The organism is Solirubrobacter ginsenosidimutans (genome assembly GCF_027587205.1).
Window position 1 is genome coordinate 87040 of the sequence record NZ_JAPDOD010000025.1, and the last position, 15174, is coordinate 102213.

The 15174-nt window shown below is 71.6% G+C and carries 17 protein-coding genes; 15 read left to right on the top strand and 2 right to left on the bottom strand.

Going from position 1 to position 15174, the window contains the following annotated elements; genetic code table 11:
- Positions 1-69 precede the first annotated feature (69 nt).
- Positions 70-984, top strand: coding sequence for a hypothetical protein (locus OM076_RS24670; protein ID WP_270042755.1), 915 nt, complete (start codon positions 70-72; stop codon positions 982-984).
- Here the strand turns inward: OM076_RS24670 and OM076_RS24675 are convergent.
- Together OM076_RS24675 and OM076_RS24680 are read right to left on the bottom strand one after the other, a co-directional pair.
- Positions 963-1475: a hypothetical protein gene (locus OM076_RS24675; RefSeq protein WP_270042756.1), complete on the bottom strand. Its 513-nt coding sequence runs from the start codon at positions 1473-1475 to the stop codon at positions 963-965. The genes OM076_RS24670 and OM076_RS24675 overlap by 22 nt on opposite strands.
- Positions 1475-2842 (bottom strand): hypothetical protein, encoded by a 1368-nt coding sequence (locus OM076_RS24680; RefSeq protein WP_270042757.1) that lies wholly within the window; start codon positions 2840-2842, stop codon positions 1475-1477. The genes OM076_RS24675 and OM076_RS24680 overlap by 1 nt, the downstream gene beginning before the upstream one ends.
- Positions 2843-3035: 193 nt before the next feature.
- Here OM076_RS24680 and cpaB point away from each other — a divergent pair, with 193 nt between their 5' ends.
- The 14 genes from cpaB to OM076_RS24750 all read left to right on the top strand — a co-directional run bounded on the left by cpaB (position 3036) and on the right by OM076_RS24750 (position 15174).
- Positions 3036-3770: a Flp pilus assembly protein CpaB gene (gene cpaB / locus OM076_RS24685; protein WP_270042758.1), complete on the top strand. Its 735-nt coding sequence runs from the start codon at positions 3036-3038 to the stop codon at positions 3768-3770.
- Positions 3767-5425: a CpaE/TadZ family protein gene (locus OM076_RS24690; protein ID WP_270042759.1), complete on the top strand. Its 1659-nt coding sequence runs from the start codon at positions 3767-3769 to the stop codon at positions 5423-5425. Before cpaB ends, OM076_RS24690 begins: the two co-directional genes overlap by 4 nt.
- The gene (locus OM076_RS24695) at positions 5426-5770 is read left to right on the top strand and encodes a hypothetical protein (protein WP_270042760.1); all 345 of its coding nucleotides are present in this window, start codon (positions 5426-5428) and stop codon (positions 5768-5770) included. It begins immediately after the preceding gene.
- Complete coding sequence (locus OM076_RS24700) at positions 5770-7101, top strand: TadA family conjugal transfer-associated ATPase (RefSeq protein WP_270042761.1); 1332 nt, start codon at positions 5770-5772, stop codon at positions 7099-7101. Before OM076_RS24695 ends, OM076_RS24700 begins: the two co-directional genes overlap by 1 nt.
- Positions 7098-8030, top strand: a complete 933-nt coding sequence (locus tag OM076_RS24705) for a type II secretion system F family protein (protein WP_270042762.1) — start codon at positions 7098-7100, stop codon at positions 8028-8030. The genes OM076_RS24700 and OM076_RS24705 overlap by 4 nt, the downstream gene beginning before the upstream one ends.
- Positions 8031-8039: 9 nt before the next feature.
- On the top strand, positions 8040-8945 hold the full coding sequence (locus tag OM076_RS24710) for a type II secretion system F family protein (protein WP_270042763.1): 906 nt from the start codon (positions 8040-8042) through the stop codon (positions 8943-8945).
- Positions 8935-10227, top strand: coding sequence for a sensor histidine kinase (locus OM076_RS24715; protein WP_270042764.1), 1293 nt, complete (start codon positions 8935-8937; stop codon positions 10225-10227). Before OM076_RS24710 ends, OM076_RS24715 begins: the two co-directional genes overlap by 11 nt.
- Positions 10224-10865, top strand: a complete 642-nt coding sequence (locus OM076_RS24720; protein ID WP_270042765.1) for a LuxR C-terminal-related transcriptional regulator — start codon at positions 10224-10226, stop codon at positions 10863-10865. Before OM076_RS24715 ends, OM076_RS24720 begins: the two co-directional genes overlap by 4 nt.
- A gap of 140 nt (positions 10866-11005) precedes the next feature.
- Positions 11006-11293: a hypothetical protein gene (locus OM076_RS24725; RefSeq protein WP_270042766.1), complete on the top strand. Its 288-nt coding sequence runs from the start codon at positions 11006-11008 to the stop codon at positions 11291-11293.
- Between the two features lie 149 nt (positions 11294-11442).
- On the top strand, positions 11443-11640 hold the full coding sequence (locus tag OM076_RS24730; RefSeq protein WP_270042767.1) for a hypothetical protein: 198 nt from the start codon (positions 11443-11445) through the stop codon (positions 11638-11640).
- A 10-nt stretch (positions 11641-11650) separates the two neighbouring features.
- Complete coding sequence (locus OM076_RS24735; protein ID WP_270042768.1) at positions 11651-12967, top strand: vWA domain-containing protein; 1317 nt, start codon at positions 11651-11653, stop codon at positions 12965-12967.
- A complete protein-coding gene (locus OM076_RS24740) occupies positions 12964-13686 on the top strand; it encodes a hypothetical protein (protein WP_270042769.1) in 723 nt (240 codons plus the stop codon). The genes OM076_RS24735 and OM076_RS24740 overlap by 4 nt, the downstream gene beginning before the upstream one ends.
- 63 nt (positions 13687-13749) lie before the next feature.
- Complete coding sequence (locus OM076_RS24745) at positions 13750-14178, top strand: GatB/YqeY domain-containing protein (RefSeq protein WP_270042770.1); 429 nt, start codon at positions 13750-13752, stop codon at positions 14176-14178.
- Positions 14179-15174: a PhoH family protein gene (locus OM076_RS24750; protein WP_270042771.1), complete on the top strand. Its 996-nt coding sequence runs from the start codon at positions 14179-14181 to the stop codon at positions 15172-15174.

A 15174-nucleotide genomic window follows, 5' to 3' on the forward strand; every position in this document is an offset into this window, starting at 1 on the left:
TCCTACAGGATTCCCTCTGTCTATTGTGGCCTCGTGCCCGCTCGGGAGGAAGAGCATTCCGCTGATTTTGTGTCCAGCCCGGAAACGGACGGGCTGCACGCACCTCCGCCTCCGCGGCCGGCGCCGGTCGTGGTGGCCTTCGGCCTGAAGCCGGAGCGCCTGGTCGGCGCGGAAGGGCGCATCGACGCCGTTCCGGAACCCCCGACCGCTGAGCAGGCGGGGCTGCTCATCGAGGCGCTGGCGTCGGGGATCAAGGCCGGCGGGGCCGTGATCGCGATCGTCCCGGACTGGTTCGCGCCCGAGGGGCTGCGGCGCCTGGAGATGGCGCGCGCGCTCCTGGACACCGCCCGCGTGGCGATCCACGTGACCAGCCTGCCGCCGCTGGCCGCGACCGCGCTCGCCAGCGTCGCGAGCAGTCTCGGGCCGAGGCTCCCGAGCGCCGGCATGCTCGCCAGCGCGCTGCCCGGCCTCTCCGAGCAGCTGCATCAGATCACCTGGCTCGGCAGCGTGACGGGCCTGAAGCATCCCGCGCCAAGTCTCGGCCAGCACGTCACGAGCCTGACCCCCGGCAGCGCGTTCGGCGTCTCGTCCTTCCCCAAGCCGGCGGTCCACAAGATCCAGTCCGGGCAGCCGTCCGTCCCGCTGCCGGCGCTCGTCCGCCCCAGCCGGCTCGCGGTGAGCGCCCGCAACGGCGACGAGCAGTGGATCACCGGCCCGGTGAACGCGGCGCTCGGCAACCTCCCGGTCGTCCGCGTCGAGCCGACGCCCGGCGGCCCGGAGTACTGGGGGACGAGCAAGCTCGTCGAGGCGATCGTCGTCCCGGCCGATCCCGATGGCCTCGCCCGCGAGTTGCTGCAGTCCGTCGAGGCGTGGGCCTGCCGCTGGTGCGGCGAGCTGATCGCCCGCTCGCCGTGCCCGCTCTGCGGCCACCGCGCGCGTCCCCGGAGACGTCCCGCGCCGCCTCAACAGGGCGCTCGCAAGTAGGTCACGGGCTCAGAAGCGGCGTCCGCGGGATCGATCAGGACCCGCCCGCGCGAGAAGTAGCGCCGCCCCGAGCAGGACTTCACGCCGGAGAGCTCGATCCGCGCCGGCACGTCCTTCGTGCCGCTCGACGCGCACGTCGGCTGGCACGTCAGGATCCGCAGCGTCCCCGCGCCGGCGGCACCGCCGGCGCCCCACGACGTCCAGTGCACGCCTGAGAGCGTGAGATCCTCGGCGGTGTCGAGCGAGGGCGGCTCGATGCCGACCGTCCCCGAGAGATCGACGACGCCGATCGCCCCGTCGTCCAGAGCGCGGCCGACCGCGGGCGGCGGCTCGACCATGCGCGTCGCAGTGAGCGTCGGATCGGCCGGCTTGACCGCCTTCGACGGGCCGTAGACGGCCGGATCGGGCGGCTTGGGCGCCGCGGGACCCGCTTCGTCGAGCACGCCACACCCGCTCAGCGCGATCGCGCACAGGATCAGCCAGCGCGCCATCACGTCTTGTCCCCGCAGAACTTCGACAGCATCGCCAGCGCCTGGCCCTGGACCTGGTCGTAGCGCAGCGGGAAGCCCGAGCGCTGGACGTCCTGCGAGAGCTGGCCCGCCGTATAGCCAGGCCCGGACATGTGCGACGCCTTCGCGCGGCGGATGAACTCGTTCGCCGCACCGTAGGGGTCCATGACCGAGTAGCCGACGCCCCAGCCCATCAGGACCCGCTGCTGGAACACGCCCACCGAGTCCCGGTCCCCGTAGTTGAGGTTGTGCACGCCGGACTCGACGATCGCGGTCTCGAACGTCGCCAGCCGGATCTTCGGGGACGCGTTGGTGTCGTCCAGCACGCGGCAGAGCGTGTTCGCCACGTCGGGGTCGGGCGGCCCGCCGTAGAAGCCGCCGGAGCCGAGGCCGCCGAAGCCGCTGAAGGGCGTGTACGCCGCGTCCCAGTCGATCAGCTTGACGTCGAGCCCGGTCTCCTCGAGCGCGCCCACGGCCCCGCCGTCACCGCCGCCCACCCCGATCGGGCCCGAGTTGGCGACGTCGATGTGGATGTGGTCGAAGTGCCCCGCGGCCTGCCAGATCGTGCGAAAGCCCAGCTTCTGCACGTCGCCGACGATCCCGTCGATGATCGACTTCTCGCTCCCCGGGCCATTGTCGGCGTTGACGTCCAGCGCGCCCGAGTCGCGGCACTTGTAGTGAAAGCCCCCGGCCGAATGCGCCTTCGGCCCAGGAGGCGAGCCGATCTCGGCGTTCTCGGCGACGTTGAAGCCGTGCGCCTGGAGCATCTTGCCGAGCGTCACCAGGTCGTTGGACTTGGCGCTGTTGCCGCAGGTCGGCGGATCCGAGATCTCGTCCTTGACCTTGTCCCAGTCCTTGTCCTTGATCGTGGAGATCGCGTTGCCGCCGCTTGAGCCGATGTTCCCGATCGCGCCCACGCTCGGCAGGGCGAGCACGTCGATCCGCGCCCGGGCGCGGCCGATGCCCTTCTCGTCGCCCGACTCCACGCGATCGGCCTCGCGCCCGAGGTCCGCGTTGGTCGAGACCCACACCTTCACGTCCACGCCGCGCCGCTCGAGCTTGATCACGTGCCCCTTGTTCTTCTGCGCCCACAACTCGGCCTGGAGCCGCACGCGGATCGGGTCGATCGCCTCGACGTTGGAGGTCCCGGTGGCGGCGACCTGCGCCTCCAACTGGGCCTTGATCTCCTGGACGGCGCCGAGCGCCGCCGCGTCGGCACCGGTCTGTGCCTCGGTGGAGAAGATCGCGGCCCGCCCGACCTGGAAGAAGGCCAGCCCCACGGCCAGCAATGCGAGCATCAGCACCATCAACGCGGGGATCATCTGGCCGTCCTGGCGCCGCAGAAGCACGGCGCAGAATGTAACTCCGGAGTCCGGGGTACTCGTGGGTCCGAAGACCCATCTTGTAGGCGGGACCCGGGCTCATCTTGCCTCTGGGACCTTCTCTGAACGGGTGCGCAACGCCTATCTTTCGGGACGGAACCCGGGAAGTGCCTACGACTGATCAGCAGGGAGGCGGATGAATCCTCGACAGCGGCGTGCGGTGTTGTTGCTTGCCCTTGCGGTGGCGGGGCTCGTCGGCGTCTTCGCGCTCGTGGCCAATTACGTCTCCGATGTCGAGACCGAGGTCGGAGACAAGGTCTTCGTGCTCGAGCTCACCAAGCCGGCGACCGCCAACGAGGCGATCTCCGACGACATGGTCACGCTCAAGCAGGTGCCGAAGCGCTGGGCTCCCGGCGCCGCACTGCAGGACCGGACGCAGCTCGTGGGGGTCGTCGCGGCCGCCGATCTCCAACGCAACTCGATCCTGCAGGAGGGCATGCTGACCACGCCGCCGGAGATCAACCAGGGCGAGCGCGAGGTCGCGATCCTGGTCGACGCCGCGACGGGCGTGGCCGGCAAGATCGAGCCCGGCCGCCAGGTCGACGTGATCGCCTCCTACGGCGCCGAGGACGGCGACGCGGCGACCAAGAAGAAGGCCAAGCCCAACCGCTCGATCGTGATCGTGCCGGGCGCGCGGGTGATCGCGGTCGGCTCGCCGCGCCCGAAGGCGGCCAACAACGCCCAGGACGCCCAGCAGGACCCGGGCCAGGTGGTGCCGGTCACGTTCGCGCTCAGCAAGGAGCAGGAGCTGCGGGTCGCGCACGCGCAGGTCTTCGCCGCCGACGTCCGCCTCGCGCTGCTGCGCCGCGGCGACCCGGCGGGGCGCACGCTGAAGGAGACGATCTTCAAGGGCCAGGACCCGAAGAAGGGCGACGAGGGCGTCATCACCCCATGAGCGCCCGCCTGCTGATCGCCGTCGCCGACGACGAGACCGCCCGCCGCGCGGCCGCCCAGGCCCGCGAGGCCGAGTTCGCGGTCGCCGACATGGTCACCGACCCGGACGAGCTGCAGCGCGGACTGCGCCGGCTCGACGTCGACGTCGTCCTGCTCTACGACGCGCTCGGCGGCACTCCGGTGCTCGACCTCGCGCGCGATCTGTCGGCGACGTTCCCCGAGATCGGGCTGATCCTGCTCGCCGCGGAGGACTCGCCCGGGCTGATGCGCGCGGCGATGCAGGCCGGCTTCCGCGACGTCCTCGCGCTCCCGCTGGCGCTGGAGTCCTTCGAGGCCTCGGTCCGCGCGGCCTCGCAGTGGTCGCGGACGATGCGCGACCGCGTCACCGGCGAGGAGTCCGCCCAGGCCTCGCTCGGCGGGCAGCTGATCGCGATCGCGGGCGCCAAGGGCGGCGTCGGCACGACCACCATCGCGCTGCATCTCGGGCTCGCCGCGGCTCGGATGGCCCCCGGGCGGCCCGTCTGCCTCGTCGACTTCGACCTGCAGAAGGGCGATTTCCGCGCGCTGCTGGACACGCCGCACCGCCGCAGCGTCGCCGACCTGATCGTCGTCTCCAACGAGATCTCCGTGCGTCACCTGCAGGAGACGCTGTACACGCACAAGGACGGCTTCCGGCTGCTGCTCGCGCCCGAGGAGGGCGAGAAGGCCGAGGACGTCGACGCCACCGTGGCCCGCAACGTCCTCAGCGCCGTCAAGGCGCGCCACGCGCTGACCGTCGTCGACATCGGCGCCGTCGCCACGGAGGCGACCGCGATCGCCGCCGAGATGGCGACCCAGGTGCTCGTGGTGACGACGCCCGACGTGCTCGCCCTGCGCGGCGTGCGGCGCATGCGCGACCTCTGGAAGCGGCTGAGCGTGCGCGAGGACGACGACATCCGGATCGTGCTCAACCAGACCTCGCGCCGGCGCGAGATCCAGCCCGACCTGGCGCGCAAGGTCGTCGGCGAGGGCATGGTCTCGACCACGATCCCGGCCGACTTCAACGCGCTCGAGGCCGCGGTCAACACCGGCTCGCCCAGCCGCCTGGAGGACAACAAGCTGCGCGGCGCGTTCGAGGCGCTCGCCAACGAGCTCGAGATCGTCCCGCGGGCGGACGAGGTGGCGCCGCGCGACGACGAGCCGCGCGGGCTGCTCGCCCGCCTCGGCGGCGAGCGCGGCCAGACCACGGTCGAGTTCATGGGCATCTTCCCGCTCGTGCTCGTGACCGTGATCCTGCTCTGGCAGATCGCCCTGACGGGGTACACGTACGTCGCCGCCGGCCACGCGGCGCGGGAAGGCGCCCGCGAGCTCGCGGTCGACCCGACCGACGGCGGCAAGGACGCGAAGCTGTCCGACAAGGACCGGCTGAAGGAGCCCTACAACAAGGCCGCGCGCCAGGACCTCACGGGCGCCTGGCGCGAGCACGCGGAGGTCGAACTGCGCGGTGACGTCACGGTCTCGGTCCGCCTGCGGGTGCCGATCATCGTCCCGGGCCTGCGCTCGCCGCTGACCGTCGGCTCGACCGCGGACGCCGTGCTCGAGGACGGCTCGCTCTCCGATCGCCAGGACGACACGCCCCACAAGGGCGACTACGGCGTGGACGGGAACTGGAATTAGATGTTCCGGCGCTTGCTCAGCGAGGAACGTGGACAGGTCGCCACGGAGTTCATGGGCATGCTCTGGCTGTTGCTGCTCGCGGCCGTCGCCGTCTGGCAGATCATGCTGATCGCCTGGTCGGCCGATCAGGCGGCCAATGCGGCGCGGGTCGCGACGCGCGTCCAGGCGCGCAGCGGCAACGCCGAGAAGGCCGCGCACTGGGCGGTCTCAAGCGGTCTGCGCGACGGCATGAAGGTCGACGTCAGCGGCGACAAGGCGACCGTGAGCGTCCGGATCCCGATCATCTTCCCGGGCCTGGGCGACGACAAGCTGCGCATCGGCCGCAGCGCGACCCTTCCGAGCTGATGGGCCTCCGCGATCGCATCGTCGCCGACCGCGTCCGCGGGGACGACAACTCCGACGGCGTCGGCTACTACCGGCGGCGGCTGCTGGAGGAGATCGACCTCAACGAGATCGCGGTCCTCTCCGAGGAGCAGCGGCGCGCGCGGCTGGAGCGGGTCGTCGGCCGCATGGTGTCGCGCGAGGGGCCGGTGCTCACCACCGCCGAGCGCTCGCGGCTCATCCGCCGCGTCGTCGACGAGGCGGTCGGTCTCGGCGTCCTGGAGCCGCTGCTGGCCGACGACACCGTGACCGAGATCATGGTCAACGGCACCGACGAGATCTACGTCGAGCGGGCCGGCCGGATCGAGCGCGCCGACATCTCCTTCTCCGACGAGGCGCAGCTGTTTCAGACGATCGACCGCATCGTCTCGCAGGTCAACCGCCGCGTCGACGAGTCCAGCCCGATGGTCGACGCCCGCCTGCCCACCGGCGAGCGCGTCAACGTGATCATCCCGCCGCTCGCCCTGCGCGGGCCGACGATGACGATCCGGCGCTTCCCGCGGCTGTTCACGCTCGACGAGCTGGTCGCGATCGGCTCGCTCGACGCGCCGACCGCGGACCTGATGCGGGCGCTCGTGCGCGCGAAGCTGAACATCGTCATCTCCGGCGGCACCGGCGCCGGCAAGACGACGCTGCTGAACGCGCTCTCCGCCGCCGTGCCCGACGGCGACCGCATCATCACGGTCGAGGACAACGCCGAGCTGCGCCTGCAGCAGCCCCACGTGGTCACGCTCGAGGCGCGCCCCGCCAACGTCGAGGGCAAGGGCGAGGTCACGATCCGCGATCTCGTGCGCAACTCGCTGCGCATGCGGCCGGACCGGATCATCGTCGGCGAGGTCCGCGGCGCCGAGACCGTCGACATGCTGCAGGCGCTCAACACCGGCCACGAGGGCTCGCTGGTGACGCTGCACTCCAACTCCTGCGACGACGCGATCCACCGGCTCGCGACGCTCGCCTCGATGAGCGAGCTGCAGATCCCGTTCGAGGCGCTGCGCGATCAGATCAACTCGGCGATCGACGTGATCGTCCAGGTGGACCGCTTCGCGGACGGCAAGCGGCGGGTGAGCGAGCTGGCGGTCGTGTCCTCGCACCGGCGCGAGACGTTCCGGCTGGCGTCGGTGATGGAGTTCGTGAGCGAGCCGATCGGGGTGGACCGGCGCGTGGTCGGCGCGCACGAGCATCGCCAGCTCCCCGAGGCCGTGCTGCGCCGCCTGATGCTGGCGGGCGTGCAGGTGCCGCCGGAGTTCACCGTCGAAAGCGACGCGGCCGCGGTCGTGCGCGAGGCCGGCGAATGACCTCGGCGTCGTGGGCCCTGGTCTTGCTCGTGGTGTCCGGCACGATCGGCGTGCTCGGGCTGCTGCAGCTGATCGCGGGCACGAGCCGGAAGGCCGAGCTGGAGGAGCGCGGGCGCGCCGGGGTGCGTGACTCGACCGGCCGCAACCTGATCCTGAGGCTGGACGCGCGCTTCCGCCGCACCGGGCCGGGACGGAAGCTCGGCGCCTCGCTGGCCGGCGCGGGTGCGACGCTGACGCCGATCGAGCTGGTCGGGCTCGTCGTCCTCTCATCCTTCGTCGGCTGGCTGATCCTGAGCCTGATCGTCGCCCGCGGCCTGGCGCTCGTCGGCGCGGTGGCGGCGTCGGTGCTGATCGCGCGGGCGCTGATCGAACGCCGGCGCGGCCAGCGCAGCGAGGCCTTCATCGAGCAGCTGCCGGAGATCGGGCGGATGCTGGCCAACGGCGCCTCGGCCGGCCTCTCGATCCCGCAGGCGCTGGCGATGGCCAGCCGCGAGCTGGCCGACCCGGGCGGCGCGGAGCTGCGCCGGGTGGTCGAAGAGCTCAAGCTCGGCCAGTCGCTCGACGCCGCGCTCGGCCACCTTCAGGACCGGCTCCCCTCGCGCGAGGTCGCGGTCCTGATGACGACGATCGTCATCCAGCAGCGCGCCGGCGGCGACACGGTGCGGGCGCTCGGCGAACTCGCCCAGACGCTCGAAGCGCGCAAGGACCTCCGCCGCGAGATCACCACGCTGCTCTCCGGTGTGATCTTCACCTCCTACGTCGTCGCGGGGATCGGCGCGGGGACGATCCTGCTCTTGAACTTCATGCAGCCGGGGGTCACGCGCGAGATGACCGGTTCGGCGCTCGGCATCGTCGGCGTGCTCGTCGCCGCCGGGCTGTGGACCGTCGCGTTCGTGCTGATCCGCAAGACGACGAAGGTGGAGGTCTAGCGCGTGCCGATGCCGATCGTGTTCGGCGCCCTGACGGTGCTCTGCCTCGCCGTCGGGCTCCTGGCCATCCCGATGCTGCGAGACGTCGGGCCGGTCGAGCGCCTCGGCGGGCGCGCCGGCGGCGCGAGCGAGGCGACCGAGCGCTCGTCGGTCACCGCCAAGCTCGTCGAGACGCTCGCCGCGCGGCTCGGCCCGGTGCTCGCGCCGAGCCTGCGGGCGAGCCGCCGCGCTTCCCTGGAGCACAAGCTCGACTACGCGGGTCGACCGGCGGGGATGACCGTCCAGCGCTTCGTCGGCCGCAAGGCGGCGCTGACGCTGCTGCTCGGCGTGGGCGTCGGCGGGTTCTTCCTGCTGCTGGGGGCGAGCCCGATCCTCATCCCGATCCTCGCCGTCGGCGGCTGGTTCGCGCCCGATATCTACCTCTCCCGCGCCGCTCGCGTGCGCCAGAGCGCGATCGAGCGCACGCTTCCGGACTTCCTCGACATCCTCGCCGTGAGCGTCCGTGCGGGGCTCGGCTACCGCTACGCGCTGCGCCGGGTGGCCGAATCGCTGGGCGGGCCGGTGGGGGAGGAGATGCTGACCGTGCTGCGCCAGATCGACCTCGGCCAGGACCGGCGCGACGCGTTCCTCGCCCTGCGCGAGCGCAACGCGTCCGACAGCCTGAAGTCGTTCGTCGCGGCGCAGCTTCAGGCCGAGGAGCTCGGCGTGCCGCTCTCGGAGGCGCTCAACGACATCGCGGCCGACATGCGCCGGATGGCGGGTCAGAACGCGCGCCGCGAAGCGCAGCGGGCGAGCCCGCGCGTGAGCCTGCTGGTGACGACCTTGATCGTCCCCGGCTCGATGATCCTTATCGTCTTGTCGATGTACTTCGCCATGCGCGGGTCCAGTGGAGGGGCCGGCCTCTTTGGCGGATAAGCCACTGCGCCTCGAAGGGCGCGGCGCCGGTGGTGCCGGCGGCTGGCTGGCGAGCGCGTGCCGCCTGATCCTCAACGTCCGCGCGGGCATCCTGCTCGTCACGCTCGTCTCGCTGCGCGAGGAGGAGCACCGCGGGCTGGTGGTCGCGGCGATCCTCGTGGCGGGCGTCGCGTCGCTGGTGCCGGTGCTGCGCTGGGAGCAGATCGGGCCGATCATCGTCCGGCACCCGTCGTACCTCGCGGGCGAGCTCGTGCTCGCGGCGCTGATCCTGATCCTGACCGGCGTCGACAGCCCGTTCTTCTTCTTCACCCTCGGCACGGCGCTGCTCGGCGGGCTGGTCTACGGGTACCCGGGCGCGGCCCTGTTCTCGATCATGCTCGTGCTCGTCTACGCGTACGCGATCCACCTGCGGGCACCGTTCGACGCCGCGGTCAACGACTTCCGCACGGTGGTCGTGCTGCCGTCGCTGTACCCGATCGTCGCCGTGGCCGGCGCGGGCGCGCGGCGGCTGCTGGACCGCCAGGCCGCGGCCGAGGAGACGCTCGCCACGCAGGAGCGCACGATGGCCGTGCAGGCCGAGCGCGAGCGCCTCGCCCGCGACATGCACGACTCGCTGGCCAAGACCGTGCACGGGATCGGGTTCGCCGCGCTGGCGCTCTCGCGCCGGATCCAGGTCGACCCGCCGGGCGCCGTCGAGGACGCCCGCAAGCTGGCCGAGGACGCGCGCACCGCCGCGCAGGAGGCGCGCGAGCTGCTCTCCGGCCTGCGCGGGCGCGACGACGCCGAACTGCCGCTGCCGACCGCGATCCGCTCCGAGGCGGCGCGCTGGGGCGAGCGGACCGGGACGCGGGTGGGTGGCTCGCTCGACGACGTCGGGCCGCTTCCCTCGCTCGCCCTGCGCGAGCTGCGCTGGATCCTCAAGGAGGCGCTGGCCAACGTCGAGCGCTATGCCCACGCCACCCGCGTCGACATCCACCTGCGCCGCCTGGGCGCCCGCGTGGTGCTGACCGTCGCCGACGACGGCGCCGGCTTCGAGGTGCCCGACGACCTCGACCAGCTCGCCGGCGGCTCCTTCGGCCTGCGCGGCATGCGCGAGCGCGCGCGGCTGGCGGGCGGCGACCTCAGCGTCGAGTCCGAGCCCGGCGACGGGACCGTGATCTCCGTCTGGGTCCCCGCCGGCGCGCCGCCACGCCAGGTCGAAGGGCCGGAGCCACCGCCGCCTGCGACCGCAGGGTCCGGTACGGTGCCCGAAGGCGCCGTGGAGGGATTTACTTGGCAGTGATCCGCGTACTGCTCGTGGACGACAACGCAATCGTGCGGCGGGGTATCGCCTCGCTGCTGTCCGATGCCCAGGGCATCGAGGTCGTCGGCGAGGCGGGTGACGGCAAGCAGGCGATCGAGCTCGCTCGCGAGGTCCTGCCCGACGTCGTGTGCCTGGACGTGCGGATGCCCGTCATGGACGGCGTCGCGGCGGCGGGCCCGCTGTCGGAGAAGGCCAAGGTCCTGATGCTCTCCTACTCCGAGGACGAGCAGCTCGTCACCGGTGCGATCCGCAACGGCGCGGCCGGGTACCTCGTGCATGGCCGTTTCGAGCCGGATGACCTGGAGGCCCGGATCAAGGCCGTCGCGGCGGGGGAGATGGTGCTCTCGCCCGCGATCACGCCCGCGGTCTTCGAGGCGCTGCGCCGTGCTCCCGGGACCGAGAACGAGAGCGAGGAGCTCGGCATGGGCTCGCTCACCTCGCGCGAGCGCGAGGTGCTCAACCTGCTGGCGCGCGGGATGTCCAACGCCGCCATCGCCGAGGAGCTCTTCATCACCAACAAGACAGTGAAGAACCACCTGTCGCGGATCTACGAGAAGATCGGCGTCCACTCGCGGGCCGAGGCCATCGCACTCTGGCTCGGCGTAAGGGAACGCTGACCCTGTAGAGGCCCAAAGGTCCCAAGCGAATTTGGGACCTTGGCCCCCCTTGAGATTGAGTCCTGGGCCTCTCGCCGGACCTCGGGAGCGAACGTAGATTGACCCCAGCGTTCGTCAACCGATTTGCCAGGGGGCACACAATGTCCGATCTCACCACCAGCACCGTGCAGGACACCTTCCGCGAGGCCTGCATCCAGACGCTCGGCGCCGTCCAGCGCGCGGGTCACGCCGTCGCCAAGCGCGTCAATGATCCGACCGGCCAGACCGCCGCTGAGTACATGGGCATCCTGCTGCTCATCTCGGCGATCCTCGTCGCGATCTTCACGCTGAAGCTCGACAACCAGATCAAGCTGGCGGTCAAGGGCGCGATCGACGACATCATCAGCAACGGCAAGTCGGCGCCGGCCGCTCCGACCAGCGGCGGCTGAGTTCATCGCGCCGGAAGGCGCTCCGAGATCGCGGCATCGGGACCCGCCGGAACACCGGCGGGTCCTACGCGTGTCTGGGACCTTTGGCCCACACCGCATTGGGTCTCGCGACCCTGGCGGGCGTGACGGCCCGCCCGTAGCTTGGATTCGTGCGCGAGCGCGTCCTGGAACTCTTCGTCAAGGCACGGTTCTTCGCGCGCGACACGAGCGCCCAGACGGCCGCCGAATACCTCGGCGTGCTGCTGGTCGTCGCCGCGATCGTCACCGCGATCGCCTGGACCGACCCGGGCCAGGCGATCAGCGACAAGTTGTCGGAGATCGTGCGGGACATCGCCGGGGATCGCTAGCGTGAGCGCGATGACGGGGCGGCTCTTGCTGGTGCTCGCGTTGCTGTGCGTGTTCGCGCCGGCGGCGAGAGCCCAGACGACGGATCAGCGCAACCGGGCGGTCATCGTGCTCGACGCCTCGAAGTCGATGAACGAGGACGCCGGCAACGGCGGGACCCGCCTGGACGCCGCCAAGCAGGCCGTCGGGACGCTGGTCGACCGGCTGCCGGAGGGCGTGCCGCTCGGGCTGCGGGTCTACGGCTCGAAGGTCAGCGAGGTCTCGCGCGCCGAGGGCTGCCGGGACACCGAGCTGACCGTCCCGGTCGGCCCGCTGGACAAGAGCGCGCTGACGAGCACCGTCAACGCGCTGCAGGGCAAGGGCAGGACGCCGATCGGCCGCTCACTGCTGGCCGTCCCGGACGATCTCGGCGCGGCGGAAGGCCGGCGCAGCGTGGTCCTGATCACCGACGGCGGGGACAACTGCGCGCCGCCCGACCCCTGCAAGGCGGCCGAGCAGGTCGCCAAGCGCGGCGTCGACCTCTCGATCTCGGTCGTCGGCTTCCAGGTCAACGACCGCGTCCAGAAGCAGCTGCGCTGCATCGCCGCGGCCGGCGGCGGGTCCTACGTGGGCGTCGACGACGCCGACAAGCTCGGTGACGAGCTGCTGGCGCTGCTCTCGCGCGCGTTCCGGTCCTATGAGCCCGCGGGGACCAAGGTCACCGGCGGGGCGACCCGCGAGCAGGCGGTCCCGATCGGCACCGGCCTCTTCCAGGACGTGCTGCCCAACGATGGGACCAAGCGCTGGTTCTCGGTCGACGTGCCCGAAGGGCGGCGGCTCGTGATCTCCGGGACCGCGATCCCGCCGCTGGACGCCGGCGGCGCCGGCGGGTTCCAGCTCTGGATGTGGGCCCCCGGCGAGACCGGCGACTTCACCGCCTTCGAGTCCAACCACATGGACAACACCCCGGGGATCTTCGGGTCGACGCTGACCGAGAGCATCCGCATGCGGCCCGGCGATCCCGCCGGTCGCTACGTGTTCATGACGCAGATGGAACCCGCGGGCCGGGACACGTTCAGCGCCGACATCCCCGTCGAGCTCGCCGTGTCGACGATCATGCGCGGCGACCCGCTGGGGGTGGTCGCGCCGGGCAAGCTCGCGACGCCGACCCCGACCCCGACCGCCACGGCCATGGCCGCGAAGCCGGGCGCCACGGCGACCGTCGCCGCGTCGGAGGACGGTGGGTCGGGCACGCTGAGCGCGTGGCTGCTCGTCATCGGCCTCGGCGTGGCGGGCGTCGCCGTCGGGATGCTGGCCGCCGCCGTGCTGGCGCGCAAGGCCGCCGCGTGAGGCGCCTCGCCCTGGCCGCGGTGGGGCTCGCGCTGGCGATCGCCGGCCCGGCGCAGGCGCAGAGCACCGTCGGGACGCCGGTCGTCGGCGGCGGCTCGTTCAACAACGCGCCGATCCTCGGACCCGGGACCTTCCGGGACACGATCCTGCCCGCCGAGTACCTCTACTACGGCTTCAAGCTCGAAGCCGGGCAGCAGTTGCACATCAAGGCCCAGACGGACATCGACCACGCCGCGATCAACGCGATGGGGGTGCTGTACGTCTCACTGAACATCCACACGCCGACGCGGGTGAGCGACCCCAACGCCCACCAGCCGGGCGACAACACGTCCGTCCTGCAGACGGGCGGCGACAACGGCCAGCTCGCGATCTCGAGCGAGGTCGTCCGCCCGGATCAGGACAACGCCGCGAGAGGGACCTGGCCGGGAGCGGGCGTGTACTACCTGGCCGTGCACACGACCTACACGGGCGATCGCTTCCCGCCGCCGCGCTCGGAGATCCCGTTCACGTTCACCGCCACGATCGACGGGCAGGCCGAGCCGAGCACGACCGACACGCCGACGCCCACCGCGACGCCTTCGGCGACCGCGACACCGGTGGCGCGTGAGAGCGCCGCTGACGCGGACGGTCCGCCGCCCTCGGTCGCGGCCGTGTTCGGGGTCGGCGGGATCCTGATCGGCGTGGTCGCCGGGATCGCCCGCAGGCGGCGCCGTCGCTGACCGGGTTCGAACTCCTCCAAAAGTGCAGCGAGGCCGCCGGGGCGCGCCGTACAATGGAATGAGTTGCAGATCACCGAGCGCATCAAGGCCGACGTCACCGCCGCCATGAAGGCGGGGGAACGTGATCGTGTCTCGGCGTTGCGGCTGGTGCTGTCCGAGCTCCAGAAGGATGCGAAGGAGGGCGCCGGCGACGAGCTGGCCGTCCTGCGGCGCGAGCGCAAGAAGCGCCGGGAGGCCGAGGAGGCCTACCGGGCGGGCGGGCGCGTCGAGCAGGCTGATGCGGAGGCGTACGAGGCGGCGACGATCGACGCCTATCTGCCCAGTGAGCTCGGTGATTCAGAGCTCGACGTGTTGGTGTCGGCCGCGGTCGCGGAGACCGGGGCGTCATCTCCGCGTGACATGGGCCGGGTGATCAAGCACGTGATGGAGGCCGCCGGCGGTCGCGCCGACGGGAAGCGGGTCTCGACCAAGGTGAAGGAAGCGCTCAACTAGATGGCAAGAAGGCAGCTGGAGGTATCCAACGAGGTGGCGGCGGAGCTCGCCGGGTCGCGCGACGCAGCGTTGCGCACGCTCGAGGAGCATCTGGACTGCGAGGTCTTCTTGAGAGGCAACATCGTCACCCTCGACGGCGAGGCGGAGGCGGTGCAGGCGGGCGCGACGGTTGTGCGCGAGCTGTCGGCCCTGGTCGAGCGCGGGCACGACATCGGGCCGGCGACGATCGAGTCGGTCGCGCGCGTGCTCGAGTCCTCGGAGTCACCATCGCAGGTGCTCGAGGACGTCGTGTGGCGCCACCGCAACCTGCGCGTCGCGCCGAAGTCCGTCAATCAGAAGCGCTACGTGGACGCGATCCGCCGCCAGACGGTGACGTTCGGCATCGGCCCGGCCGGTACCGGCAAGACGTTCCTGGCGATGGCGATGGCGACCGCCGCGCTGTCGCGGCGCGAGGTCAATCGGATCATCCTGACGCGGCCGGCGGTCGAGGCGGGTGAGCGGCTGGGCTTCCTCCCGGGCGACCTGATGGCGAAGGTCGATCCCTACCTGCGCCCCCTGTTTGACGCCTTGAACGACATGATGGATCCCGAGCGGGTCGCCGCGCACCTGGAGAAGGGCGTGATCGAGGTCGCGCCGCTCGCGTTCATGCGCGGCCGCACGTTGAACGACTCGTTCGTGATCCTCGACGAGGCGCAGAACACGACGCCCGAGCAGATGAAGATGTTCCTGACGCGGCTCGGGTTCGGCTCGCGGATGGTCGTCACCGGCGACGTCACGCAGGTCGACCTCCCGCGCGAACAGAAGTCCGGCCTGCTCGTGGTCGGAGACATTTTGAAGGAGATCGAAGGCGTCGAATTCGTCCGCTTCGGCGGCGACGACGTGGTCCGGCACAAGCTCGTGCAACGGATCGTGGAGGCGTACGACGCGCATGACACCGGTCAGGCCAGCAACCTGCGCCCGGCCGCCCAGGCGGATCACCGCAGACGTTCGGCCTGA